This window comes from Kosakonia sp. BYX6, from assembly GCF_038449125.1.
Taxonomy (GTDB): domain Bacteria; phylum Pseudomonadota; class Gammaproteobacteria; order Enterobacterales; family Enterobacteriaceae; genus Kosakonia; species Kosakonia calanthes.
This window is the reverse complement of record NZ_CP151800.1, coordinates 1,992,631-2,018,612: the sequence shown is the minus strand read 5'-3', so window position 1 is coordinate 2,018,612 and position 25,982 is coordinate 1,992,631. Positions and strand designations below refer to the sequence as shown.

The following is a 25,982-nucleotide window of genomic DNA, read 5'->3' as shown; positions in this document are numbered from 1 at the left end:
AATGCGACTATTCATCGTAATGAGTATGTGGAATGTGATATTATAACATTCTACAACTTGTGCAACCCCTTAAATGCTATGACGAATCTTGTAACGCTCGAAAATGTCACCGTCGCGTTCGGCCAACGGCGCGTCCTGTCTGACATTTCTTTGAATTTGCGTCCCGGTAAAATTCTGACGCTGCTCGGCCCAAATGGTGCGGGCAAATCAACCCTGGTGCGCGTGGTGCTTGGGCTTGTAGCACCCGACTCTGGGATTATCAAGCGCGACAAAACCCTGCGCATCGGCTATGTGCCACAAAAATTGCATCTCGACGCCACACTGCCATTGACCGTCGGGCGTTTTATGCGCCTGCGTCCTGGCACGCGTAAAGACGACATTATTCCGGCGCTGAAACGCGTGCAGGCAGCCCATCTGGTGGATGCCCCGCTGCAGAAACTTTCTGGTGGTGAAACACAGCGTGTTTTACTCGCTCGCGCACTGCTCAATCGCCCGCAGTTGCTGGTGCTTGACGAACCGACGCAAGGCGTGGACGTCAATGGTCAGGTCGCGCTTTACAATTTGATCGATCAGTTGCGTAAAGAGCTGGATTGCGCGGTTTTGATGGTCTCACACGATCTGCATCTGGTGATGGCGAAAACCGATGAGGTGCTTTGCCTGAATCACCATATTTGTTGCTCGGGAACGCCAGAAGTGGTTTCCCTGCATCCGGAGTTTATCTCGATGTTTGGTCAGCGCGGCGCAGAGCAACTCGGCATTTACCGCCATAACCACAATCACCGCCACGATTTGCAAGGCCGCATTGTACTGCGTCAGGGTAATGGACACTCATGATTGAATTATTACTGCCCGGCTGGCTTGCCGGGATCATGCTCGCTTGCGCGGCCGGGCCGCTGGGCTCGTTTGTCGTCTGGCGACGCATGTCTTATTTCGGCGATACGCTGGCGCATGCCTCTTTGCTCGGCGTTGCCTTTGGTCTGCTGCTGGATATTAACCCGTTTTACGCGGTCATTGCCGTCACGTTACTGCTCGCCGCTGGGCTGGTGTGGCTGGAAAAACGCCCGCATCTGGCCGTGGATACCTTGCTGGGGATTATGGCGCACAGCGCCTTGTCGCTTGGTCTGGTTGTGGTCAGTTTAATGTCGAATATCCGCGTTGATTTAATGGCCTATCTGTTCGGGGATTTACTGGCCGTCACGCCAGAAGATCTGATCGCTATTGCATTGGGCGTGGTGCTGGTACTGGGGATTTTGCTCTGGCAATGGCGCAATTTACTGTCGATGACCATCAGCCCGGAGCTGGCATTTGTTGACGGTGTCAAACTGCAACGCGTGAAGTTGTTGCTGATGCTGGTGACAGCGCTGACGATTGGTGTCGCCATGAAGTTTGTCGGCGCGCTGATCATTACTTCACTGCTGATTATTCCGGCCGCGACAGCGCGTCGTTTTGCGCGAACGCCTGAGCAGATGGCGGGAGTCGCCGTCGGTGTCGGGATGGTTGCCGTCACCGGTGGACTAACGTTTTCGGCCTTTTACGATACGCCCGCAGGCCCATCCGTGGTGCTGTGTGCAGCGGTGTTATTTATCTTCAGTATGATGAAAAAAACCGCCAGTTGAGTGTTGCCCAATAGCGCCGGAGCGCGGATTTACCGCATCCGGCACATTCATGTATTACGATGTCGCCGGTGGCTTAATCCCAAAGTGATCCCACGCCCTGACAGTCGCCATGCGCCCGCGCGGCGTTCGCTGCAAAAAGCCTTGCTGAATCAGATAAGGCTCCAGCACATCTTCAATGGTTTCCCGCTCTTCACCAATTGCCGCCGCCAGGTTATCCAGCCCTACCGGTCCGCCAAAGAACTTGTCGATCACCGCCAGCAGCAACTTGCGATCCATATAGTCGAAACCTTGCGCGTCGACATTCAACATATCCAGCGCCTGCGCAGCAATATCCGCAGTGATATCGCCATCGTGCTTCACTTCGGCAAAATCGCGCACGCGGCGCAGCAGTCGGTTGGCGATACGCGGTGTACCGCGTGAACGACGCGCCACTTCGAGCGCGCCCTCTTCGCTCATCTCCAGCCCCATAAAGCGCGCGCTACGGCCAACAATATGTTGCAGGTCGGCAACCTGGTAAAACTCGAGACGCTGAACGATGCCAAAACGATCGCGCAACGGCGAAGTCAATGAACCGGCGCGGGTTGTTGCGCCAATCAGGGTAAAGGGAGGCAAGTCGATTTTGATGGAGCGCGCTGCAGGGCCTTCACCAATCATGATATCCAGCTGGTAATCTTCCATCGCCGGATAGAGCACCTCTTCCACAACCGGTGAGAGACGGTGAATTTCATCAATAAACAGCACGTCGTGCGGTTCAAGGTTGGTAAGCATTGCGGCCAGATCGCCCGCTTTTTCCAGCACCGGGCCGGAGGTGGTACGCAGGTTAACGCCCATTTCGTTGGCGACGATATTCGCCAGCGTCGTTTTCCCTAAACCTGGCGGGCCGAAGATCAGCAAATGGTCCAGCGCGTCACCGCGCAGTTTTGCCGCCTGGATAAAGATCTCCATTTGTGAACGAACCTGCGGCTGACCGATATATTCGGCGAGCATTTTCGGGCGAATGGCACGATCCGCGACTTCTTCCACAGTGATGCTGGCGGGTGCCACCAGACGGTCTGCTTCAATCATCCTCTACCTCACAACGCCGCGCGCAGCGCTTCACGGATCAGGGTTTCACTGTTAACGTCCGGACGCGCGATTTTGCTGATCATCCGGCTGGCTTCCTGAGGTTTATAGCCCAGCGCCACCAACGCGGCAACCGCTTCTTGTTCAGCGTCATCTGTTGCCGGGCTTGCCGGAGAAGTCAGCACCAAATCAGCGGCTGGCGTAAAGAGGTCGCCGTGCAAGCCTTTAAAGCGATCTTTCATTTCAACGATCAGGCGTTCAGCGGTTTTCTTACCGATACCCGGCAGCTTAACCAGCGCGGCAGGATCTTCACGTTCAACGGCGTTAACAAACTGCTGCGCCGACATGCCGGATAAAATCGCCAGCGCCAGTTTTGGCCCTACGCCGTTGGTTTTAATCAGTTCGCGAAACAGCGTACGTTCTTGCTTATTGTTGAACCCATAAAGAAGCTGCGCATCTTCACGCACCACAAACTGAGTAAAAACAATCGCCTCTTTACCGGCGTCCGGCAACTCATAGAAACAGGTCATTGGCATATGAACTTCATAACCCACGCCTCCGACTTCCAGCAGTACCAACGGGGGTTGTTTTTCTACAATAATGCCTCTGAGTCTGCCTATCACGTGACGCTCCTGCGTTAAGGGCTAAAAATGTAATGCTGTATCATAAAAAAAGGCTGGATAGATATCCAGCCGATTATTGATTAAAAGCGCGAGCGCGGTTCAGGAATTGGCATAATACGCGCCATCGCGCAGGTCGGTTAATAAATCCCGCTGCGTAGGTTGCCAGCCTAGTACTTTTCGGGTTTGCTCACTCGATGCTGACATGTCGCTTGCCGCAAAAGAGGCAAACCAACCGAAATGCGCTGCTTCGCGCGGTTCTGCGGGCAGGCCGAGCATCTGACCAATGGCGACAGCTATCTCGCGCAACGTGATCCCCTCTTCGGCAACCGCATGGTACACCGGTTGCGTAACACCGCTTTCGAGCGCCAGCCGGTACAGTTTCGCCGCATCCAACCGGTGTACCGCCGCCCAGCGAATATTTCCTTCTTTCGGCCAGGCGGAAACGCCCGTTTGTTTCGCCAGCGCGATCAGCATCGGGATAAAACCGTGATCGCCAATCCCGTGCACGGTGGCCGCCAGCCGTACCGTGGCGGTTCGGACCCCTTGCTGCGCAAGCTTCATCGCCGTTTGCTCGGAGCGACGCAGGTATTCCGGTCCGCTACCGGGTTTATCCTCTTCGATCGCCAGGCGCCCCTGCGCCAGTCGAGCCAAACCCGCAGTAACTATCAATGGGCGCTGGCTGCCCATCAGCGCTTCGCCCAGTACTTCAATGGCGCGCTGATCCTGAATACAGCTCTCCGCAAAGCGGGAAAAGTCATGACTAAATGCAGTGTGGATTACCGCGTCGGCTTGCGTGGCTGCATCAAATAGCACTTGATGATCGTCCAGCGTTCCGTGAACGACCTGTCCACCTGCGGCAAGCAGCGCCTGTGCTTTATCCGCGTTACGCACCAGGCCACTTACCTGGTGCCCTGCGGCCAATAATTCCGCCGCTACTTTTGCGCCGACCCATCCGGTCGCGCCAGTCAGAAAAACGTGCATGCGTGTGCCTCCTGATGTTGACTCGCGCAGCTATCCTGATAAATATCCGTAGTGGAAAAAAGTAGTGACTTTATAGTGGTATAAGGACTAACAGGATGCAGAGTGTTACTCAGCCAAAAGATCTGGGCATTTACCTGAAATCCCGCCGGGCGCAGCTTGATCCCGAAGCGTTGGGCTTTCATACCGGACGTCGCCGAACACCAGGGCTGCGCCGCGAAGAAGTGGCGCATCTGGCTTGTATCAGCGCAACCTGGTACACCTGGCTTGAGCAAGGGCGCGGCGGCATGCCGTCGGCAGAAGTGCTGGAGCGGATTTGCAAGGCACTGCGTCTCTCCGGGCGCGAGCGAGAGCATGTGTATCACCTGGCGTTGGGCCGTGCGCCAGGTGTGCAATACAGCGCGGCGGGCACCGTGACGCAAAGGCTGCAACGCGTGCTTGATGGCATGCCGCTCAGCCCGGCAATGGTGCGCAACGCGACATGGGACGTTCTCGCCTGGAATAAGCCTGCTACGGTGGTGTTGACGGATTACGCCGCCCTGCCTGCGCAAGATCGCAATATTATGCGCCGCGTTTTCTTGAACCCTACAGTGCGCACCGCGCAGACAGACTGGCATGGGCTGGCGCGTTTTCTGGTCGCGGCCTTTCGCGCGGATGCCACGCGCGCAGGCGCATCGGCAGAGATCCAGCCGCTGGTTGAGGAGCTGAGCACGGCTTCACCGGAGTTTGCATCGCTGTGGCAGAGCAATGATATTGGCGCGATGGAGGAAGGCACAAAAGTGTTGCTGCATGGCACTGTCGGCAGGTTATCACTGGAGTATTCGAGTTTTACGGTCGAAGGACAGCCCGATTTGACCGTGGTGGTCTATAACCCTTCAGACGCGGTGGACGAGGAGAAAATCCGTACACTGTTATAAAAAAAGCGCCGGGTTTCGGCGCGTTTTAGCGTAATCGACCGCGCGCCAGGTTAAGCCGCGAACTGCTTACCTGCAACGCGTTTTGGCTAACATGACAATGCGTGATGGCGATAGCCAACGCATCGGCGGCGTCGGCCTGTGGGTTAGCGGGCAGTTTCAGCAGATTACGCACCATGTGCTGCACCTGGCTTTTTTCCGCGCTACCAATTCCCACGACCGTCTGTTTTACCTGACGTGCAGCATATTCAAACACTGGCAGGTCCTGGTTGACGGCCGCGACGATTGCCACACCGCGCGCTTGCCCGAGCTTCAGTGCAGAATCGGCGTTTTTCGCCATAAACACTTGTTCGATAGCAAAAAAGTCCGGTTGGAACTGGGTGATGATTTCCGTCACGCCTGCATAAATCAATTTCAGGCGCGACGGCAAATCGTCCACTTTGGTACGGATGCAGCCACTGCCAAGATAGGTCAGTTGCCGTCCCGTCTGGCGAATCACACCATAGCCGGTGACGCGTGAACCCGGATCGATGCCGAGAATAATCGCCATCATGCGTCTCCAGCTACAGGTGGATTAGTCAGCGACATTACAGAGTCGCCGCGACCTCATCAGAGATCTCACCATTGTGATAAACCTCCTGCACATCGTCGCAATCTTCCAGCATATCGATCAGACGCAGCAGTTTCGGCGCGGTTTCCGCATCCATGTCCGCTTTGGTAGACGGGATCATCGACACTTCAGCGTTGTCGGCTTTCAGACCGGCGGCTTCTAACGCATCGCGCACGGCACCCATCTCTTCCCACGCGGTATAGACGTCGATTGCCCCATCGTCGTAGGTCACAACGTCTTCCGCACCGGCTTCCAGCGCCGCTTCCATAATGGTGTCTTCGTCACCGGCTTCGAAGGAGATAACGCCTTTTTTGCTGAACAGGTAAGCAACGGAACCGTCGGTACCCAGGTTACCACCGCATTTGCTGAAGGCATGACGCACTTCGGCAACGGTACGGTTACGGTTGTCACTCAGGCATTCCACCATCACAGCTGTGCCGCCAGGGCCGTAACCTTCATAAATGATGGTTTCCATGTTCGCATCATCATCACCGCCGACGCCGCGCGCGATAGCACGGTTTAAGGTATCGCGGGTCATGTTGTTGGACAGCGCTTTGTCGATCGCCGCGCGCAGACGCGGGTTGGACGCGGCGTCACCGCCACCCAGACGCGCTGCTGTCACCAGCTCGCGAATGATTTTGGTGAAGATCTTACCGCGTTTGGCATCCTGTGCAGCTTTGCGGTGTTTGGTGTTGGCCCATTTACTGTGACCTGCCATAAAAATTCTCCAGAAAAACCACCTGTTCAGGCGGCATTAATTACAAATTCTTCAATCGCCTGCCGGTTACTCCACGACTTGGTTAATGCGGCCGCAGCGGGCGCATCAAGCCAGCGGTACGCCAGATGTTCAGTGAACACAATCGGGCGTTCGTGGGGCAGCGCTAAACAAAACCAGGATTCGGTATTGTGCGTAACGCCCGGCGCATAGCGATGACGTAAATGACTAAAGATTTCAAACTCCACCGTGCGCTGACAGTCAACTAAGCGAAGCGACTCTTGAGCCACATCGATGTTGACCTCTTCCTTTACTTCACGCACGGCGGCCTGCGACGCGGTTTCCCCTGCTTCAAGGCTGCCGGTAACCGACTGCCAGAAATCAGCATCGTCGCGTCGCTGCAACATCAGCACCCGTTTTGTGTCCTCGGCATAAATCACCACCAGCACGGAAACGGGATGCTTAAATGACATCTTATTTATTCTCCGGCGTCTCTTTTTTGATGACTTCAATACCCAGTTCAGTCAAAGAGGCCGGATTGGCGAAGCTCGGCGCTTCAGTCAGTAGACAAGCCGCTGCCGTGGTTTTCGGGAAGGCGATAACATCACGGATATTGTCGGTGCCGGTCAGCAGCATGGTCAGGCGATCCAGACCAAACGCCAGGCCCGCGTGCGGCGGCGTACCGTATTTCAGCGCATCAAGCAGGAAGCCGAACTTCTCACGCTGTTCCTGCTCATTGATGCCCAGAATGCCGAACACTGTCTGCTGCATTTCACCACTATGAATACGGACAGAACCGCCGCCAACTTCATAGCCATTGATAACCATATCGTAGGCGTTCGCGATCGCGGTTTCCGGTGCCACTTTCAGCTCTGCCGGGCTCATATCGCGCGGAGAAGTGAACGGGTGGTGCATCGCCGTCAGGCCGCCTTCGCCGTCGTCTTCAAACATCGGGAAGTCGATAACCCAGAGCGGAGCCCATTTGGCTTCGTCGGTCAGATTCAGATCTTTGCCCAGTTTCAAACGCAGTGCGCCCAGCGCGTCGGCAACCACTTTTTTGTTGTCTGCGCCGAAGAAAATCATATCGCCATCTTGCGCGCCAGTGCGCTCAAGGATCGCGCTTACGATGTCCGCGTTAAGGAATTTCGCGACCGGGCTGGTGATCCCTTCAAGGCCTTTCGCCGCTTCGTTGACCTTGATATATGCCAGGCCTTTCGCGCCGTAAATTTCGATAAATTTGCCGTAGTCGTCAATCTGTTTACGGCTGAGTTGTGCGCCACCTGGCACACGCAGTGCGGCAACGCGGCCTTTGGCATCATTTGCCGGGCCGGAGAAGACTTTGAATTCGACGGCTTTCAGCAGATCAGCGACATCGACCAGTTCCATCGGGTTACGCAAATCCGGCTTATCGGAACCGTAACGACGCTCGGCTTCGGCAAAGGTCATGATCGGGAAATCGCCCAGATCCACGCCTTTGATTTCCAGCCATAGTTGGCGAACCAGCGCTTCCATCACTTCACGCACTTGCGGCGCGGTCATAAAGGACGTTTCCACATCGATCTGGGTGAATTCCGGCTGGCGGTCAGCGCGCAGGTCTTCGTCGCGGAAGCATTTCACAATCTGGTAGTAACGGTCGAAGCCAGACATCATCAGCAGCTGTTTGAACAGCTGTGGAGACTGCGGCAGCGCATAGAATTTGCCTTTATGCACGCGGCTCGGCACGAGATAGTCGCGCGCGCCTTCCGGTGTGGCTTTGGTCAGCATCGGCGTTTCGATGTCAAGAAAACCGTGGTCATCCATAAAGCGGCGTACAAAGCTGGTGATTTTCGCGCGGGTTTTCAGGCGCTGCGCCATTTCCGGGCGACGCAGATCGAGGTAGCGGTATTTCAGACGCGCTTCTTCGGTATTGACGTGGTTGGAGTCGAGCGGCAACGCTTCCGCGCGGTTGATGATGTTGAGCTCGGTGGCGAAAACTTCCACTTCACCGGTAGCCATATCTTTGTTGACGTTTTTGCCGTCGCGCGCGCGAACGGTACCGGTAATTTGAATGCAGAACTCATTACGCAGTTCAGAGGCGAGCTGGAACGCATCCTGACGGTCCGGGTCGAAAAACACCTGCACGATGCCTTCACGATCGCGCATATCAATAAAGATAAGGCTGCCGAGGTCACGACGGCGGTTGACCCACCCACAAAGCGTTACTTGCTGTCCCACATGGGATTGATTGAGCTGCCCGCAATATACTGTACGCATGAGATATCCCTTAATTAGCTGCGCGCGACCTGTCACCTGCGGTGCAGGCGCTTTGGTGGCAGCTATTTTCGTATGTCACAACTGGATGAAAAAAGGGGGCTATTATACTGGAAATAATGCCCTACGATAAGCCCGCTACTGACTGTACGCACGTTTGCTGCGCGCTTATTGCGCATTCTCACAAAATTTAACAAAAATTGTAAACCCTGCACGGCGGCAGAACGCGTAAGGTAACGACCGACGTCATTCTTTTTTCTGGAGTTATTATGCTGGAACTCAACGCGAACAAAACCGCGCTGGTGGTCATCGATTTACAGGAAGGCATCCTGCCTTTTGCCGGTGGTCCGCACACTGCGCAAGACGTGGTGAAACGCGCCGCCAAACTTGCCGAGAAGTTTCGTGCCAATGGCGCGCCGGTTGCGCTGGTACGCGTCGGTTGGTCGGCGGATTTTGCCGAGGCGCTGAAACAGCCCGTCGATGCCGCGACTGGCGGTCACGCGCTGCCGGACAACTGGTGGGTTTACCCGGACGCATTGGGTAAAAAAGAGAGCGATATTGAAGTCACCAAACGCCAATGGGGCGCGTTTTACGGTACCGATCTGGAACTGCAACTGCGCCGCCGCGGTATCGACACCATCGTGCTGTGCGGGATTTCGACCAATATCGGCGTGGAATCCACCGCCCGTAACGCCTGGGAAATGGGCTTTTCACTGGTGATCGCCGAAGATGCATGCAGCGCGGCTGACGCGGAGCAGCATCAGGGAAGTATGAAAAACATCTTCCCGCGTATTGGCCGAGTGCGCAGCACGGACGAGATCCTCAGCGCGTTATGATGTATGTCGGCTTGCCGCAATGGTCGCACCCGAAATGGGTGCGCCTTGGCATCACCAGCCTTGAAGAGTATGCCCGCCACTTTAACTGTGTCGAAGGCAACACCACGCTTTACGCCTTACCGAAAGCGGAGATCGTCGCGCGCTGGCATGAACAAACCACCGATGATTTTCGCTTTTGTTTTAAGTTTCCCGCCACCATTTCGCACCAGGCTGCGCTTCGCAACTGCACCGATCTGACGAACGAATTTTTTAGCCGCATGTCGCCGCTCACCAACCGGATTGGCCAATATTGGTTGCAGTTACCGGCCACCTTCGGCCCACGCGATTTGCCCGCTCTGTGGGCGTTTCTCGATGCGCTGCCTGCAGGTTTTACCTACGGCGTTGAAGTTCGTCATCCCAGTTTTTTTGCTAAAGGCGAAGAAGAGAAAACCCTCAATCAAGGTTTGCATGCCCGCAAGATCAACCGCGTAATCCTTGATAGCCGCCCGGTACACAGCGCCAGGCCACACAGCGAAGCAGTACGTGAAGCGCAACGTAAAAAGCCAAAAGTGCCGGTACACGCGTTAGTCACGGCCAATAACCCCATGGTGCGCTTTATCGGCAGCGACGACATGCAACAGAACCGCCAGCTTTTTGATGTGTGGTTACGCAAATTGCCGCTGTGGGAGCAAACCACCACACCCTACCTTTTTTTGCACACCCCGGATATCGCTCACGCCCCTGAACTGGTGGAAACCCTGTGGCAAGATCTCCGCGCCGTGGTGCCCGCGATCGGTGCCGCACCTTCCCTGCCGTTACAATCTTCTCTTTTTTGAGTACAGCACCTATGATTGGTAAGCCATCGCCGTAACCTTAAAGGGAGTTTGTATGGTAAGCGCGCTTTATGCCGTGCTGGGTGCATTGTTACTGATTAAGTTTTCTTTTGATGTTATCCGTCTGCGTTCGCAGTACCGCGTGAGCTATGGCGACGGCGGATTTAGTGAATTACAAAGCGCCATCCGGATTCACGGCAACGCGGTGGAATACATTCCCATTGCCCTCCTGTTGCTCCTTTTTATGGAGATGGACGGCGCGCAAACCTGGCTGGTGCATGTCTGTGGATTACTGTTGATTGCGGGCCGTCTGATGCATTACTACGGCTTTCATCATCGGCTAATTCGCTGGCGTCGTTCCGGAATGGGCGCGACCTTCTGCTCGCTGTTGCTGATGGTGCTGGCAAATCTGTGGTATATGCCCTGGGAGTTGGTTTTCTCCCTGCATTAGCGCACAATACGCCCCTTTGTTTTCCCGGGTATTTATTTATGTCTGATCGCGACACGCTTTTTTCCGCGCCAATTGCCCGCCTGGGCGACTGGACTTTTGACGAACGGGTAGCTGAAGTCTTCCCGGATATGATCCAGCGTTCCGTTCCGGGTTACTCCAACATTATTTCAATGATCGGCATGCTGGCGGAGCGCTTTGTGCAACCCGCCACGCAGGTCTACGATCTCGGCTGTTCCCTGGGCGCTGCAACACTTTCCGTGCGCCGCAATATCCATCATGACGGCTGCAAAATCATCGCTGTCGACAATTCACCCGCCATGGTTGAACGCTGCCGTCGTCATATTGACGCCTATAAAGCGCCGACGCCGGTTGAGGTTATCGAAGGCGATATTCGCGATATTGAAATCAAAAACGCCTCAATGGTGGTGCTTAATTTCACCCTGCAATTCCTTGAGCCAGACGATCGTCTGAAGCTGCTGACTAAAGTTCACCAGGGGCTGAACCCCGGTGGCGCGCTGGTGTTGTCGGAAAAATTCAGCTTCGAAGACCACACGGTCGGCGAGCTGTTGTTCAACATGCATCACGATTTTAAACGCGCCAACGGCTACAGCGAGCTGGAGATCAGCCAAAAACGCAGCATGCTGGAAAATGTCATGCTGACGGATTCGGTCGAAGCCCATAAAGCGCGGCTGAAAACCGCCGGTTTTGAACACAGCGAGTTGTGGTTCCAGTGCTTTAACTTTGGTTCTCTGGTGGCGTTGAAGGCGGTTGCAGCATGATCGAGTTTGGCCGCTTTTATCAGCAAATTGCGACGGGCACCCTCGCCCACTGGCTGGAAACGTTACCTGCGCAGATTTCGGCCTGGCAGCGCGAAACCCTGCACGGCCAGTTCAAACAGTGGAATAACGCGGTTGAGTTTCTTCCCACCCTCGCCCCGGCGACGCTGGATTTACTGCACAGCGTGACGGCGCAAAGCGCAGAACCCTTAAGCGCGGGCCAGCTTAAGGGCATGGAAACGCTTTTGCGCAACCTGATGCCGTGGCGTAAAGGGCCGTTTTCGCTTTACGGGATTGATATTGATACAGAATGGCGTTCCGACTGGAAATGGGAACGCGTGCTGCCGCACCTGTCAGATTTAACCGGGCGCACGATCCTGGATGTCGGCTGCGGAAGCGGTTATCACCTGTGGCGCATGATTGGCGCAGGCGCGCAGCTTGCGGTCGGTATCGATCCAACGCAACTGTTTTTGTGCCAGTTCGAAGCCGTGCGCAAACTATTAGGCGACGATCGTCGCGCACATTTGCTGCCGCTGGGCATTGAGCAACTGCCCGCGCTGAATGCGTTTGACACCGTGTTTTCCATGGGCGTGCTTTACCATCGCCGCTCGCCGCTGGAGCATTTGTGGCAGTTGAAAGATCAATTGGTGAAAGAGGGCGAACTGGTGCTGGAAACGCTGGTGATCGAAGGCGATGAGAATGCCGTACTGGTGCCGGGCGATCGCTATGCGCAAATGCGTAACGTCTACTTTATTCCTTCTGCGCTGGCGCTGAAAAACTGGCTGGAAAAATGCGGTTTTGTCGATGTGCGCATTGCGGATATGAGCGTCACCACGAGCGACGAGCAACGTCGTACGTCGTGGATGGTGACCGAATCGCTGGCGGATTTCCTCGACCCGGCAGACAACAGCAAAACCGTGGAGGGCTACCCGGCTCCGCTGCGCGCGGTGCTGATTGCCCGCAAACCGTAGATAAAAAAAGGCCCCTGTTAATGGCAGGGGCCTGGTACAAACAAGCATCATATTGGGCGACATGATGCGCGGTAAAAACTGTTTCAGTGGCTGTGATCCATAATCATCTCTTTCATCAGCGCCACTGCATCTCCGTCAACACCGTAGCGGGCATACTCATCCGCCTTCACATCGGCTGACATCGATAATCCTGTATTGCGATAACGCATCGGCGACGGTGTCCAGCGTCCTGCCGAGCTATGCACCTCTTTCACATCAGCATTGAGAAAGGTTTCTAGATTCTCGGGGCGCACACCTGCGCCAGCCATGATGATTGGAACACCGCACCGGGCATTTAGTTCCCTGATTAATGAAAGTCCTTTTTCCGCCGAGGCTTGTTGACCGGATGTCAGGATGCGCGTGATACCCAATTCAGCCAAAGAATCAAACGCCTGTTGCGGATCCGCGCACATATCGAACGCGCGATGAAATGTCACCGCCATCCCCTCTGCGGCCTGCATAATTTCACGCATGCGGGGTGTATCGACATTGCCGTCTTCATCCAACACGCCTGTCACCATCCCCGGAAAACCGAGTTCGCGCAGCAAACGAATATCGTCGAGCATGGCGGTAAATTCATCTTCGCGGTAACAAAAATCCCCACCGCGCGGGCGCACAATCGGGTGTACCGGAATCGTCACCCGCTGGCGAATCGTTTTTAGCGCGCCGTATGACGGAGTTAGACCGCCCTCTTTCGGCGCGGCGCAAAACTCAATGCGATCGGCTCCGTGCCGCTGCGCAATCATTGCGTCTTCGACGCCATAACAACAGATTTCCAGTAATGTCATGGTTCCTCCTTTATTCATCATCGCACGCGCTGACAAACGCAGATCTGCGCGCCCTCACACCCTTGCGTTTCACTGCTCGCTGGCGACAATCTCTTCAATGCTCCACGGGTGGAATTTCACCGTGACCTTACCGTCTGTCACCGCCAGTGTCGGGTTAGGCAGCCGTTCGCGCTCGCCTTTTGGCGAACTGGTTTTGACCGCGATCCCCGGCTGGCTTAGGCCTTCGTCCGCCAGTAGCGCCAGTGCGCGCGCATTCAGCATTTCCACTTCTCCCGGCAGCACAATTTCAATATGCTCCCAGCCTTCGTGCGGGTAGCGCTTTTCCCCCGGCCACGGCAGTTCAATGACTGTAAATTGCCAGTGCGCCACACAGATTGGCTCGCGCAGCTTGAACAGGCAAATCGGGCGACCATTGATGGTATTTTCTGACAACAATTCACCGCACTGTTCAAAACCACGACGCCAGCGTTCCGCAGTGGTGTTTTGATGGCAACGCAGCGAAATATGGTCGGCGGTTAATGGTGCGATATTTAATCCGAGACGGATAGTGAATTTCTGCAAATCGTTGGCGAAACGCGGGAGATCTTCCACGATATCCTGCAACTCTTCGATAGTTTGCCAATGGCTCATAACAGTGCTCGCAAATCATAACAAAGCGCATAATCTACCGTGTTATGCAGTGCTGACGCCACCGGGCATTTGCAGTATACTCCCGCCTCTATTTAACACCCGGACGCCGCCTCTGTTACGCGGCGCCCTAAATGTAAGGTATCCCGGTGAATATTCAGGCTCTTCTCTCAGAAAAAGTTAGTCAGGCCATGATTGCGGCAGGCGCGCCAGCAGATTGCGAAGCGCAGGTTCGTCAGTCAGCAAAAGTTCAGTTTGGCGACTATCAGGCTAACGGCGTGATGGCAGTTGCGAAAAAACTGGGCATGGCGCCACGACAACTGGCTGAGCAAGTTCTGTCTCACCTCTCTCTCGACGGGATTGCCAACAACGTTGAGATCGCCGGTCCGGGCTTTATCAATATCTTCCTCGCCCCGGAATTCCTCGCCGAACACGTCAGCACCGCGCTGAAATCCGATCGTCTGGGCATTTCCCAGCCGCAGCCGCAAACTATCGTCGTTGACTACTCCGCGCCGAACGTAGCGAAAGAGATGCATGTTGGTCACCTGCGTTCGACCATCATTGGCGACGCCTCGGTGCGCACGCTGGAATTCCTCGGCCATAACGTGATTCGCGCTAACCACGTCGGCGACTGGGGCACCCAGTTCGGCATGCTGATCGCTTTCCTCGAACTGAAACAGCAGGAAAACGCGGGCGAAATGGCGCTGGCGGACCTGGAAGCGTTCTATCGCGAAGCCAAAAAACACTATGACGAAGATGCCGAGTTTGCCGAGCGCGCACGTGGTTACGTGGTGAAGTTGCAGGGCGGCGATGAATATTGCCGTGAAATGTGGCGCAAGCTGGTCGACATCACCATGAGTCAGAACCAGAAAAACTACGAGCGTCTGAACGTGACCCTCACCCGCAAAGACGTGATGGGTGAAAGCCTTTATAACCCAATGCTGCCAGGGATTGTCGCGGATTTACGCGCCAAAGGTCTGGCGGTGGAGAGCGAAGGCGCGACCGTGGTGTTCCTCGACGAATACAAAAATAAAGAAGGCGAACCGATGGGCGTCATCATCCAGAAAAAGGATGGCGGCTACCTCTACACCACAACCGATATCGCCTGTGCGAAATACCGTTACGAAACCCTGCATGCCGATCGCGTGCTTTATTACATCGACTCCCGTCAGCATCAGCACCTGATGCAAGCATGGACCATCGTGCGTAAAGCCGGTTATGTGCCGGAGTCTGTGCCGCTGGAACACCACATGTTCGGCATGATGCTCGGCAAAGATGGCAAACCGTTCAAAACCCGTGCGGGCGGTACGGTGAAGCTGTCTGACCTGCTGGATGAAGCGCTGGAACGCGCGCGCCGTCTGGTGGCGGAAAAGAATCCGGATATGCCAGCAGATGAGCTGGAAAAACTGGCGAACGTGGTCGGTATCGGCGCGGTGAAATATGCCGATTTGTCGAAAAACCGTACCACCGACTACGTGTTTGACTGGGACAACATGCTGGCGTTTGAAGGAAACACCGCGCCGTATATGCAATACGCTTATACCCGCGTGCTTTCCGTGTTCCGCAAAGCGGGCATTGAAGAGAGCGTGCTGGAAAATGCCCCGGTGCAGATTAACGAAGAGCGTGAATCCCAACTGGCTGCGCGCCTGTTGCAGTTTGAAGAGACGCTGTCCGTTGTCGCGCGTGAAGGTACGCCGCATGTGATGTGTGCTTATCTGTACGATCTGGCGGGTCTGTTCTCCAGCTTCTATGAGCATTGCCCCATCATCAGCGCGGAAAGTGACGACGTGCGTCACAGCCGTTTGAAACTGGCGCTGTTGACCGCGAAAACGCTGAAACAGGGCCTCGATACGCTGGGTATTGAAACGGTTGAGCGGATGTAAAGTTTACGCCTGATGGCGCTTCCCTTACCGGGCCTACGGGTAATGCATGCGGGTATAACGTGCGGGTTTTGTAGGCCGGATAAGGCGCAGCCGCCATCCGGCACAATCCCCCCACCCCGCACAAAAAACCCCGGATTCCCGGGGTTTTTCTCTTTTCGCACACTCAAAAATATTTGCGTAGATACTCGGTCAAACAGAGCATCGCCATCGCCTGACCATACGGCATGGAGGTCAATGGGATCTGGCGGTAAAACTCAAGATTGCTGCCCATCCCGGTGCCGAACGACACCTGCAACAACTCCCCTTCCGGCGAAATATTGCCGACAATCGCTTTCACCGCTTTTTCTGCCACCGCACTGTAATCGGCGCTGATATAACGCTTACGCAACGCTTTCAACATGCCATAGGCAAACCCGGCGGTGGCCGACGCTTCCAGGTACGAATTCGGATCGTCGAGCAGCGTGTGCCACAACCCACTCTCATGTTGGCATTTTGCCAGCGCGGCAATTTGCGCGTTCAACACCTGCACCAGATAACGGCGCACCGCGTTGGTTTCCGGCAGATCCACCAGCTCCAGGAAATCCGGAATCACAATCGTCAGCCAGCTGTTACCGCGTGCCCAGCGGGCATTGGCAAAATTGTGCTGCCCCTCGTAATTCCAGCCGTGGAACCACAGCCCGGTTTCCCGGTCCATCAGGTTCTGCACATGCAGCAGGAACTGATACACCGCCTCTTCCACATACTCCGGTTTGTTGAGCAACTTGCCGATTTTCGCCAGCGGCAGCACGGTCATCATCAGCGTGTCGTCCCACATCTGCTGATGGTTCTCTTCCGCCAGCGTGATGTGCTGCATACCGCCGTGATCGGTACGCGGCATTTCGTTCATCGCCCACTCCGCCCAGCTCTCCAGCCACGGCAAATACGTTGGGTTGCCGGTCTCTTCGTAGCGATACGCCAGCGTCAGGAACGGCGCCATAGTATTGACATTTTTGGTGGTTGCGCCTTCCGCAAAGCGGTCGGCGAACCAGGCGTCGATCACCTCGCGGATGCTCTCATCCCCTGTCTGGCGGTAATACTGATACATGCCATACAGCCCAACACCGTGCGTCCATTCCCAGCCAGCCCAGCCTTTGGTGTCAATCACACGACCATCGTCGAGACGCAGTAAAAACTCGCCGCTGTCATCGTGAATATTGACCAGGTTGTGCGTCACCTTGCGGATCAACGCTTTCAATTCATCACGGTCGATAAAGCGCGCTGGCTGACGCAGTAACGGGCTGTGTTTGACAGGCCAAACCTTCATATTCTTAACCTCAGTTGTAAGTCGATTTCAGTTGCGCGTCTTTCAAAGCGGGCGCAGCCGGTTTATTACGATTCAGGTAACCGATATTGTTGTTCCCCCACAGGGATTCGTACGGCATGCCCGCCAGCATTTCGACAGTTTCACGCGCCTGCGGCGTGATGTTTTCTGGCATTGCATGGCCGCTTTCACGCATTTTCGCCGTCTCTTCGCGCAGCACGCTGTGCGTTTTCAGGTTCAGCTTAAAGCGCAGGGAAACCAGGAAGCCGCAGCACAACACCGCCACCGTGCCGAAGCACATGATCATCAAAATGGTGTGGCTCACTTCCGGAACCTGGGTTTTCTGGCCGGAAACAAAGCCGGAAGCCTGCATCACGATCCCCACCAGCATCACCGCCCCGGCCTGCGAGGCTTTACGGGTCAGCGTCATAATCCCGGCGAAGATACCTTCGCGACGCTGGCCGGTGACCACTTCATCAATGTCTGCGATGTAGGTGTAGGTGTTCCACGGCACATAGTTGATCCCGCCCCGGCCCAAACCGGCGACAGCAGAAATCAGCAGCAACAGGGAGTAAACATCGCTCAGCCCGGCGTAATAGAGCACCGCGTATGACATGGCGCTCAGACCAAACAGCACCACCACCATGCGGTAAGACGGCGCAGGCCCGAAGCGGATGCACAGCGGGATCATGGCGATAACGGCGATGAACTGGAAGATAGCCATAGTGCCCAGCAGGCTGGAGGCGAGCGATGCTTCCTGCATCAGCACAAACACCACGTAATACGTGAACACGGCGTTGAACACGTCCTGGGCGATATAGCCGCCGAGGTACATGCCCAAATGCTGGCGGAAAATTTTAATGCGCAGCGTCGAGCTCAGTTCAACGAACAAGCGGCGCAAACTCTGCCCAAGCGACAGACTCTTTTTCTCCTCTTCCGCACGCAGCGCGGCTTCTGTCCACTCTTCACGCGGGCGCTCCCAGGTAAAGATCCAGACAAACGTCAGCATCAATGCGCACAGCACCGAGAACACCAGGCTGGCATAGAAGAAAGAGACCGGGTTGTCCTTTCCGAAGTGGGTCAGCAGGATGCCCGGCAGGAAAGAGGCGAGAATCGCCGACATCTGCGCCATCGAAATACGCGCGCCAGAGAATTTGGTTTTCTGTTTGAAATCATCGGTCATTTCCGGCACCAGCGTTTCATACGGCACCAGAATCATGGTGTAAACCACGTCAAACAGCAGATAGGTCAGCAGGTAATACCAGAAGCTCATGTCCCCTACCCACATAATCGAGTAGCTGAACACGCAAGGAATACCTAACAGAATAAAGAACTTACGCCGACCAAAGCGTTTACCCAGTTTGGTCGAGCCGAAGTTATCGGTTAAAAAGCCCATTAACGGGCTGACCACTGCATCCAGCACCCTTGCCGCAGCGAAGATAAAAGTGGCTTCAATCGGCGTCAGGCCGCAGAAGGTCGTATAGAAATAGAGTAACCATGCTGCGGTTAACGCAGTCGTGCCCGCACCCAGAAAATCGCCCGAGCCGTAGGCGAGGTAATTAGCCAATCCAATTTTTCGTGTTTTCATTGCCGTCAACCCTGTTCATTATTGGGGACCTTTGACGATCCGGCTTAGCCAAAGGAATTTCTTACACGGCTAAAGTAAGAGGATGTGCAACGGGAAACCTTTCTGTTTCTGCCATCAAAACTATGCCGTTGGCAAAAACGCAAAGAGTGTCGATACTCGCTTCACTGATTTATAAAACAGCGTTTCTTTTGCTTCAAAAGGAGAGGTCAGAAATGAGGCGCAGATAGCAAAATCCCGCACAGACGGCGGGATTGGCGTTTAAAAAAGCAGCTAACAGCTTGTATTAATTCCCAGCGAAACGGTCAATTTTGCGCGGCGGGTTGGCGATAATTGACGATAACCTGGTTGCTGCGTACCGTCAGCGTCGGCCATAAACGGCCACCGCCGGGGACTTCCCAGACAAAACGCAGCGGTTCCAACGCTGGCACATTGGTAAAACCGCGCGTGGTGCCGCTTTGACCATCCAGTGCCACACAGCGTGTTTGCGAACATAGTTTTACCAACAAACCGGCAGGCGTCGGGCCGTTCAGTTCATAGCGCCACGACACCTCGGTCATCAGGCCATTGACCGGCTGCGGTGGCCCCAGCGGTCGCGATGAGGCCACCACACCGCGATTCGCCAGCGTGATGCCAATACTGCTGGCCTGCCAGGTGCCGTCTCCGGCAGCCTGCGCCAATAGCGGGAAGGCGAACAGCAAGGCAAGAGAGCGCATTATTTGCCTCCAATGGTTGCCGTCATGCGGATACTGCGGTTGTCGGACATTTCCATATTCGACAACACCACCAATTGCGGCAGGCTGCGGCGCAGGAAGCGGGCCAGCAGCGGACGCAGCGCGTGGTTAACCAGCAACACCGGCGGGGCGCCGAGCATCTCCTGGCGAGCCAGCGCTTCTTGCGTTTGTTCGAGCAAACGATCGGCCAGGCCAGGCTCCAGACCGCCACCGCCCTGCAAAGCTTGCAGCAGCAAACGCTCCAGCGGCGTATCGAGACCAATCACCTGCACTTCATCATTGCCCGGGAACCACTGCTGAGTAATCGCACGGCCCAGCGCCACACGAACCACGGCGGTGAGTTCATGCGGATCGTTTTGCAACGGCGCGTGTTCCGCCAGCGATTCCAGAATGGTGCGCATATCGCGGATAGGCACACGTTCTGCCAGCAGGTTTTGCAACACTTTATGCAGCGTGGTCAAGGTCACCACGCCCGGCACCAGATCTTCGGTCAGCTTCGGCATCTCCTGGGTGACGCGGTCAAGCAACTGCTGTGCTTCCTGGCGACCAAACAGTTCCGGCGCGAATTGACCAATCAAGTGGTTAAGGTGCGTGGCAACCACGGTACTGGCTTCCACAACGGTGAAACCCTGGATCTGCGCCTGCTCTTTCAGGGCGCTTTCAATCCAGATTGCCGCCAGGCCAAAGGCCGGATCGACGGTCGCTTCACCCGGCAGTGAACCGGCTGCGGTGCCTGGGTTGATTGCCAGCCAGCGCCCCGGATAGGCCTCGCCGCTGCCAATTTCCACGCCTTTCATCAGAATGCGGTAACGCGCCGGTGGCAAATCCATATTGTCGCGGATGTGCACCACAGGTGGCAGGAAGCCCATATCTTGTGCGAACTTCTTACGAATACTGCGGATGCGCCCGAGCAATTCGCCGTCCTGCTGGAAGTCGACCATCGGGATCAGGCGGTAACCCACTTCCATGCCGAGGGAATCTTCCAGTTGCACATCGTTCCAGGTCGCTTCAACGGCTTGCGTGTTTTCCGGCGCTTTGATTTGTACTGTTTCCACCGGCGCTTGCGTCTCTTTGCCGCGCAGCCACCAGGCAAGACCCAGCAATGCGGCGGTAAACAGCAAGAAGACAAAGTTCGGCATGCCCGGCACGAGCCCCAGCAGACCCAGCACACCGGCGCTCAACATCATCACGCGCGGGTTGGAGAACAGTTGCCCGACCATCTGCTGACCGACATCCTGGTCAGTACTGACGCGCGTCACGATAACGCCCGCGGCGGTAGAGATAACCAGCGCCGGGATCTGCGCGACCAGGCCATCACCGATGGTCAGCAGGGTATAACTTTCCGCCGCATCGCCCATCGACAGGCCATGTTGCAGAACACCGACCAACAGACCGCCGATAATGTTGATCACCATAATCAGGATACCGGCGACGGCATCACCACGGACGAACTTACTCGCACCGTCCATGGAACCGTAGAAATCCGCTTCCTGAGTCACTTCTGAACGGCGGCGTTTCGCTTCATCTTCGCCGATGATCCCGGCGTTGAGGTCGGCGTCGATCGCCATCTGTTTACCCGGCATCCCGTCGAGAACGAAACGCGCGCCCACTTCGGCGATACGCCCCGCACCCTTGGTGATAACCATAAAGTTGATGATCACGAGGATGATAAACACCACGATACCGATGGCGAAGTTACCGCCGACGAGGAAGTGACCGAAGGCTTCCACCACGCGACCCGCCGCACTCGCACCGGTATGCCCTTCCATCAGGATGATACGGGTGGACGCGACGTTCAGCGCCAGACGCAACAAGGTGGTGAACAGCAAAATGGTCGGGAACGCGGCAAACTCCAGCGTGCGCTGGGTGAACATCGCCACCAACAGCACCATAATGGACAGCGCGATGTTAAAGGTGAACAGCAGGTCGAGGACAAACGCCGGCAGCGGCAGCACCATCATCGACAAAATAAGCAAAATCAGCACTGGCCCGGCGAGCACTTGCCATTGGGTCGATTTCAGATTGCTCGGCAGACGCAGCATTGCTACCAGATTAGCCATCAGTGTCCTTCTCGTTCAAAAAGTCCAGCGCCTCTGGCACCGGGAGATTCTCAGGTTTAATGGGGCGTTGTCCGCCTGACAAACGCCAGCGCTTCAACTGCCATACCCAGGCCAGCACTTCAGCCACCGCCGCATAGAGCTGGCCGGGGATCTGCTGACCAATTTCAGCATGGCGATACAGAGCACGCGCCAGCGGCGGTGCTTCAAGAATAGGGATACGGTTTTCCGTGCCCAGCTCGCGAATACGCAGCGCAATGATGCCCGCGCCTTTCGCCACCACTTTCGGGGCACTCATTTTGTTTTCGTCATATTGCAGCGCAACGGAGTAGTGCGTCGGGTTGGTAACAATCACATCCGCTTTTGGCACATCGGCCATCATGCGACGACGCGCCGCCGCACGCTGCATCTGGCGAATACGCCCTTTCACATGCGGGTCGCCTTCGCTCTGTTTGAATTCGTCGCGAATATCCTGGCGCGACATGCGTAATTTTTTCAGGTGGCTGTAGATCTGCCAGAACACGTCAAAGCCGACCATCGGGATAATGCTCAGCGCCACCAGCAACGCGCACAGGCCGGCAATGTTCATCGCGCTCGCCATCGCCATCACCGGCGATTCGCTCATCAGGCGCATCATGTCCGGCCAGTGGTTCCACAAATAGATTCCAGCGACGCTGCCCATGAACAGGGCTTTCATCAGCGCTTTGACCAGCTCCGCGCCCACCTGGGCGGAAAAGAGCCGCCCCAGCCCGCTCAGCGGGTTGAGTTTGGAAAACTTAAACGCCAGGGATTTTGTGCTGAACACCAGCCCGCCGAGCATCACCGGCGCGATCAGGGCGATAATCACCACGCCCACCAGCAGCGGCAGCATGCCGATCAGCGCGGTTTTCAGCATCATGATGATCTGCCCGAGGATCAGGTTCGGGTCATTAATGATTTTGTGGTCGAAGCGTAACCCGGAGGAGAGCACCATCGTCAGACGACGGGCAAACGACTCGCCGCCAAACCACAGGATGCAGATACCGACCAACATAATCAGTAACGATGTCAGCTCTTTTGATCGGGGGATCTGCCCTTCTTCGCGCGCTTTTTGCAGTCGTTGCGCGGTGGGCGATTCTGTTTTGTCGTCGTTGTCTTCAGAGGCCACGGCCAACGTCCACGGGTTACAGGTGTGACGTCATATTGCCAGAGTCAAGCCTGTCTAATGGGCGGAGTAAGGCATAAAAACAGGGGGTTTTCGCCATTTGGCGCAGGGAAGATTCACGCATAGGTTGCGAGAAAAAGCGGTTAAAACCGCAAAGCAGGCAAAAAGCGGGAGGGTTCTGCCCTGCCCACTTTTCTGTAAGCCACTGATAACGCTTGGTTAGAAACCGAGGCTGTCCAGCAAATCGTCCACCTGGTCCTGGCTTGCCACCACGCCCGCTTTGGTCGCGTCGAGTTGTGGGCCATTGAGCAGGCTTTCGTTTTCACGTTTCGGACGCGCTGACTGTTCTGGAATGTTTTCCAGCAGCACCATCAGCAACTGACGTTCGATTTCCTGCACCACGTCCATCATGCGCTTGATCACCTGACCGGTCAGATCCTGGAAATCCTGCGCCATCATGATGTCGAGCAGTTGGGCGTTGGTGAAACTGGTATGCCCAGGCACTTCACCCAGGTATTTACGGGTGTCGGTCACCAGTTCACGCGCGTCCGCCAGTTCAATCGGGTTTTCGAACCACTCGTCCCAGCGTTTGGTCAGCGCTTTCGCGCCTTTTTCCATCTCATCCTGATGAGGTTGAGAGGCTTCCACGCTGTTCAGCGCGCGTTCAGCCGCTTGTGCCGTCATCTGCACCACATAGTCCAGACGGTCGCGCGCATCCGGAATCGCTTCCGCCGCTTCGGCAATCGCCTGGTCCAGACCCAATTCGCGCAGGCTGTCACGCAGCATACGCGTGAGGCTGCCTATGCGGGCAATAATGTCGGTGGGTGAATGTTCATCCGCTGGTTTCATTAAAGGTTGAATCATTTATCCAGTCCTCACATGCCAAGTTTCTCGAAGATCTTACCGAGTTTCTCTTCCAGGGTTGCAGCGGTGAACGGTTTCACCACATAGCCGCTCGCGCCCGCTTGCGCCGCCGCGATGATGTTCTCTTTCTTCGCTTCCGCCGTTACCATCAACACCGGCAAAGATGCCATGTTGCCGTCGGCACGAATGGTTTTCAGCAGTTCCAGACCGTCCATGTTCGGCATGTTCCAGTCAGAGATAACGAAACCAAAACCACCCGCTTGCAGTTTGTTCAGCGCGTCAACGCCGTCTTCCGCTTCTTCAACGTTGTTGAACCCCAGTTCTTTCAATAGGTTGCGCACGATTCGACGCATCGTGGAGAAATCGTCCACCACCAAAAACTTAAGCTCTTTGTCCGCCATAAAAAATTACTCCTGGTTCAAATACGTATTGCCTGTCCGGCACTGATTTTCGCCAGCATCTGCTGGCTTACCTGGCTAAGATCGACCACTTCGCTGACGCCACCCATATTGATGGCCTCACGCGGCATGCCGAACACCACACAACTTGCTTCATTTTGCGCGATGGTCCAGGCGCCCGCCTGGTGCATCGCTAACATTCCTGCCGCGCCATCGTTCCCCATCCCCGTGAGAATCACCCCCACGGCGTTGCGGCCCGCATGTTTCGCCACCGAATGAAACAACACGTCCACCGAAGGCCGGTGCCGGTTTACCGGCGGGCCATCGTGAATCTTAATTTGGTAGTTTGCGCCACTGCGCGCCAGCTCCATATGCCGATCACCGGGCGCAATATACGCGTGTCCCGGTAATACGCGCTCACCATCTTCCGCTTCTTTGACGCTGATCTGACATAACTTATTCAACCGTTCAGCAAATGAGCGGGTAAAGCCCGGCGGCATATGCTGCGTGATAAGAATACCCGGGCTTGAAAGCGGCAATGGCTGGAGTACATGCCGAATTGCCTCTGTTCCTCCGGTTGACGCCCCGATAACCAGCAATTTTTCCGAGCTGAGTAGCGGCCCGGCTTTCAATGTCTCCGGAACCACCATGGTTTTATGTGCCGCAATGCGGGCGCGTGAGGCAGTGCGCACTTTCTCGGCAATCATTTCGCTGTAAGCCAGCATGCCTTCACGAATGCCGATCTGCGGTTTGGTGACGAAATCAATCGCCCCCAGTTCCAGGGCCCGCAGCGTTACCTCCGACCCTTTTCCGGTCAGTGACGAAACCATCACCACTGGCATCGGGCGCAAGCGCATCAGTTTTTCGAGGAAATCCAGCCCGTCCATGCGCGGCATTTCCACATCCAGCGTTAAGACATCCGGGTTAAATTTTTTGATTAAATCCCGGGCGACCAGCGGATCCGGTGCCGTGGCCACCATCTCCATATCGCTGTGGCTATTGATGATTTCTGTCATGATCTGGCGCATCAATGCGGAATCATCGACGGACAATACCCTGATTTTACTCATGCTTTATCCTTACTCAGCGCATAAACGGTTTGCCCACGCAGGCTAAACTCGCGCACGAGGTTGCTGAAGTTCTCCGAATGCCCGGCAAACAGTAAACCGTCCGGCTTAAGCAGTGGAGCGAAACGATGCAGAATGTCCTGTTGCGTCGTTTTATCAAAATAAATCATAACGTTACGGCAGAAAATCGCGTCGAACGGCCCCGGCACGTTGTACTGCTTATCCAGCAGGTTCAGCGTGGTGAACTCGACGCAGTTCGCCAGTTCCTGCCGTACGCGCACCAGCCCGGCGTGCGGGCCGGTGCCGCGCATAAAGTAGCGCTGCATCTGCTGGGGCGAGAGGGTTTTCAACTCGTCCTGGCGATAGATGCCACTGCGCGCTTTTTCCAGCACTTCGGTATCAATGTCACTGGCGAACACTTTCCATCGACCGGGCGCCATACCCAGCGTGTCCGCGAGGGTAATGGCAAGGGAGTACGGCTCTTCGCCCGTGGACGCCGCCGCGCTCCAGACCCGGTATTCACCCGTGCGCTTACGCGCATGCTCTGCCAACACCGGGAAGTGATGCGCTTCACGGAAAAAGGCGGTGAGATTGGTGGTCAGCGAGTTAATAAATGCTTGCCACTCGGCGCTGTTCTGGTTCGCTTCCAGCATGCTCAGATAGCGGCCAAAATCATCTAACCCTAGCGTGCGCAAACGGCGAACGAGGCGGTTGTACACCATGTCACGTTTATGATCCGCGAGGACAATCCCCGCACGCTGGTAGATCAATTGACATATCCGACGAAAGTGCGCGTCGGACAGCGCCAGGCGCTGTGTCATCTGCTGCAAAATGGATGACGTTTGCCCGTTGGGCATGGATGATGTCATAGCGCCTTCTCAA

Annotated in this window: 27 protein-coding genes; 9 read left to right on the top strand and 18 right to left on the bottom strand. The window is 55.7% G+C overall.

From position 1 onward, the window contains the following. The first annotated feature begins 78 nt into the window (after nt 1-78). The gene (gene znuC / locus AAEY27_RS09500; protein WP_342324919.1) at nt 79-834 is read left to right on the top strand and encodes a zinc ABC transporter ATP-binding protein ZnuC; all 756 of its coding nucleotides are present in this window, start codon (nt 79-81) and stop codon (nt 832-834) included. Further along, on the top strand, nt 831-1,616 hold the full coding sequence (znuB, locus tag AAEY27_RS09495; RefSeq protein WP_342324917.1) for a zinc ABC transporter permease subunit ZnuB: 786 nt from the start codon (nt 831-833) through the stop codon (nt 1,614-1,616). The genes znuC and znuB overlap by 4 nt, the downstream gene beginning before the upstream one ends. A 54-nt stretch (nt 1,617-1,670) precedes the next feature. Here the strand turns inward: znuB and ruvB are convergent, their stop codons facing one another. The 3 genes from ruvB to AAEY27_RS09480 form a co-directional block, all read right to left on the bottom strand. Next, nucleotides 1,671-2,681 (bottom strand): Holliday junction branch migration DNA helicase RuvB, encoded by a 1,011-nt coding sequence (ruvB, locus tag AAEY27_RS09490; protein WP_342324915.1) that lies wholly within the window; start codon nt 2,679-2,681, stop codon nt 1,671-1,673. An 8-nt stretch (nt 2,682-2,689) separates the two neighbouring features. Continuing rightward, on the bottom strand, nt 2,690-3,301 hold the full coding sequence (gene ruvA, locus AAEY27_RS09485; protein ID WP_342324913.1) for a Holliday junction branch migration protein RuvA: 612 nt from the start codon (nt 3,299-3,301) through the stop codon (nt 2,690-2,692). A 99-nt stretch (nt 3,302-3,400) separates the two neighbouring features. Further along, a complete protein-coding gene (locus tag AAEY27_RS09480) occupies nt 3,401-4,282 on the bottom strand; it encodes an SDR family oxidoreductase (RefSeq protein ID WP_342324912.1) in 882 nt (293 codons plus the stop codon). A gap of 95 nt (nt 4,283-4,377) precedes the next feature. Here AAEY27_RS09480 and AAEY27_RS09475 point away from each other — a divergent pair, with 95 nt between their 5' ends. Continuing rightward, nucleotides 4,378-5,196 carry a helix-turn-helix transcriptional regulator gene (locus tag AAEY27_RS09475; RefSeq protein WP_342324910.1) on the top strand — a complete coding sequence of 273 codons (819 nt, stop codon included), beginning with the start codon at nt 4,378-4,380 and terminating at the stop codon, nt 5,194-5,196. Between the two features lie 25 nt (nt 5,197-5,221). On the opposite strand, the gene ruvC is transcribed toward AAEY27_RS09475, so the two are convergent. The 4 genes from ruvC to aspS are packed head-to-tail and all read right to left on the bottom strand — an operon-like array spanning nt 5,222 to nt 8,771. Beyond that, entirely contained in the window at nt 5,222-5,743 is a 522-nt protein-coding gene (ruvC, locus tag AAEY27_RS09470; protein WP_342325525.1) for a crossover junction endodeoxyribonuclease RuvC, read from the bottom strand. Between the two features lie 37 nt (nt 5,744-5,780). Next, nucleotides 5,781-6,521, bottom strand: coding sequence for a YebC/PmpR family DNA-binding transcriptional regulator (locus tag AAEY27_RS09465; protein WP_342324908.1), 741 nt, complete (start codon nt 6,519-6,521; stop codon nt 5,781-5,783). 26 nt (nt 6,522-6,547) lie between these two features. Then, nucleotides 6,548-6,991, bottom strand: a complete 444-nt coding sequence (gene nudB / locus AAEY27_RS09460) for a dihydroneopterin triphosphate diphosphatase (RefSeq protein WP_342324906.1) — start codon at nt 6,989-6,991, stop codon at nt 6,548-6,550. 1 nt (nt 6,992) lies between these two features. After that, nucleotides 6,993-8,771 (bottom strand): aspartate--tRNA ligase, encoded by a 1,779-nt coding sequence (gene aspS / locus AAEY27_RS09455; protein ID WP_342324904.1) that lies wholly within the window; start codon nt 8,769-8,771, stop codon nt 6,993-6,995. A gap of 266 nt (nt 8,772-9,037) precedes the next feature. Here aspS and AAEY27_RS09450 point away from each other — a divergent pair, with 266 nt between their 5' ends. The 5 genes from AAEY27_RS09450 to cmoB are packed head-to-tail and all read left to right on the top strand — an operon-like array spanning nt 9,038 to nt 12,614. Continuing rightward, nucleotides 9,038-9,604 (top strand): hydrolase, encoded by a 567-nt coding sequence (locus AAEY27_RS09450; protein WP_342324903.1) that lies wholly within the window; start codon nt 9,038-9,040, stop codon nt 9,602-9,604. Then, entirely contained in the window at nt 9,601-10,419 is an 819-nt protein-coding gene (locus tag AAEY27_RS09445; RefSeq protein ID WP_342324902.1) for a DUF72 domain-containing protein, read from the top strand. Before AAEY27_RS09450 ends, AAEY27_RS09445 begins: the two co-directional genes overlap by 4 nt. A 52-nt stretch (nt 10,420-10,471) precedes the next feature. Then, nucleotides 10,472-10,867 carry an MAPEG family protein gene (locus AAEY27_RS09440; RefSeq protein WP_342324900.1) on the top strand — a complete coding sequence of 132 codons (396 nt, stop codon included), beginning with the start codon at nt 10,472-10,474 and terminating at the stop codon, nt 10,865-10,867. Nucleotides 10,868-10,905: 38 nt separating this feature from the next. Next, complete coding sequence (gene cmoA / locus AAEY27_RS09435; RefSeq protein WP_342324898.1) at nt 10,906-11,646, top strand: carboxy-S-adenosyl-L-methionine synthase CmoA; 741 nt, start codon at nt 10,906-10,908, stop codon at nt 11,644-11,646. Continuing rightward, nucleotides 11,643-12,614, top strand: coding sequence for a tRNA 5-methoxyuridine(34)/uridine 5-oxyacetic acid(34) synthase CmoB (gene cmoB, locus AAEY27_RS09430; protein ID WP_342324897.1), 972 nt, complete (start codon nt 11,643-11,645; stop codon nt 12,612-12,614). The genes cmoA and cmoB overlap by 4 nt, the downstream gene beginning before the upstream one ends. Nucleotides 12,615-12,697: 83 nt before the next feature. Here the strand turns inward: cmoB and cutC are convergent, their stop codons facing one another. Continuing rightward, entirely contained in the window at nt 12,698-13,441 is a 744-nt protein-coding gene (gene cutC, locus AAEY27_RS09425; RefSeq protein WP_342324895.1) for a copper homeostasis protein CutC, read from the bottom strand. 69 nt (nt 13,442-13,510) lie between these two features. Next, nucleotides 13,511-14,071 carry a VOC family protein gene (locus AAEY27_RS09420; protein ID WP_342324893.1) on the bottom strand — a complete coding sequence of 187 codons (561 nt, stop codon included), beginning with the start codon at nt 14,069-14,071 and terminating at the stop codon, nt 13,511-13,513. 146 nt (nt 14,072-14,217) lie between these two features. On the opposite strand from AAEY27_RS09420, the gene argS reads away from it, so the two are divergent. Further along, the gene (gene argS, locus AAEY27_RS09415) at nt 14,218-15,951 is read left to right on the top strand and encodes an arginine--tRNA ligase (protein ID WP_342324891.1); all 1,734 of its coding nucleotides are present in this window, start codon (nt 14,218-14,220) and stop codon (nt 15,949-15,951) included. Between the two features lie 163 nt (nt 15,952-16,114). Here argS and AAEY27_RS09410 read toward each other — a convergent pair whose 3' ends face one another. From AAEY27_RS09410 to cheR, 9 genes are all read right to left on the bottom strand, one after another. Beyond that, nucleotides 16,115-17,254, bottom strand: coding sequence for a glycoside hydrolase family 88/105 protein (locus AAEY27_RS09410; RefSeq protein WP_342324890.1), 1,140 nt, complete (start codon nt 17,252-17,254; stop codon nt 16,115-16,117). Nucleotides 17,255-17,264: 10 nt separating this feature from the next. Continuing rightward, entirely contained in the window at nt 17,265-18,839 is a 1,575-nt protein-coding gene (locus AAEY27_RS09405) for an MFS transporter (RefSeq protein WP_342324889.1), read from the bottom strand. 302 nt (nt 18,840-19,141) lie between these two features. After that, the gene (flhE, locus tag AAEY27_RS09400; RefSeq protein ID WP_342324888.1) at nt 19,142-19,552 is read right to left on the bottom strand and encodes a flagellar protein FlhE; all 411 of its coding nucleotides are present in this window, start codon (nt 19,550-19,552) and stop codon (nt 19,142-19,144) included. Continuing rightward, complete coding sequence (gene flhA, locus AAEY27_RS09395; RefSeq protein ID WP_342324887.1) at nt 19,552-21,630, bottom strand: flagellar biosynthesis protein FlhA; 2,079 nt, start codon at nt 21,628-21,630, stop codon at nt 19,552-19,554. Before flhA ends, flhE begins: the two co-directional genes overlap by 1 nt. Continuing rightward, nucleotides 21,623-22,774, bottom strand: coding sequence for a flagellar biosynthesis protein FlhB (gene flhB, locus AAEY27_RS09390; RefSeq protein WP_342324885.1), 1,152 nt, complete (start codon nt 22,772-22,774; stop codon nt 21,623-21,625). The genes flhA and flhB overlap by 8 nt, the downstream gene beginning before the upstream one ends. 216 nt (nt 22,775-22,990) lie before the next feature. Next, nucleotides 22,991-23,635 (bottom strand): protein phosphatase CheZ, encoded by a 645-nt coding sequence (gene cheZ / locus AAEY27_RS09385; RefSeq protein ID WP_342324884.1) that lies wholly within the window; start codon nt 23,633-23,635, stop codon nt 22,991-22,993. A gap of 11 nt (nt 23,636-23,646) precedes the next feature. After that, nucleotides 23,647-24,036 carry a chemotaxis response regulator CheY gene (cheY, locus tag AAEY27_RS09380; protein WP_342324882.1) on the bottom strand — a complete coding sequence of 130 codons (390 nt, stop codon included), beginning with the start codon at nt 24,034-24,036 and terminating at the stop codon, nt 23,647-23,649. A gap of 17 nt (nt 24,037-24,053) precedes the next feature. After that, nucleotides 24,054-25,103 carry a protein-glutamate methylesterase/protein-glutamine glutaminase gene (locus AAEY27_RS09375; protein WP_342324881.1) on the bottom strand — a complete coding sequence of 350 codons (1,050 nt, stop codon included), beginning with the start codon at nt 25,101-25,103 and terminating at the stop codon, nt 24,054-24,056. After that, a complete protein-coding gene (gene cheR / locus AAEY27_RS09370; protein ID WP_342324880.1) occupies nt 25,100-25,969 on the bottom strand; it encodes a protein-glutamate O-methyltransferase CheR in 870 nt (289 codons plus the stop codon). Before cheR ends, AAEY27_RS09375 begins: the two co-directional genes overlap by 4 nt. Between the last annotated feature and the right edge of the window lie 13 nt (nt 25,970-25,982).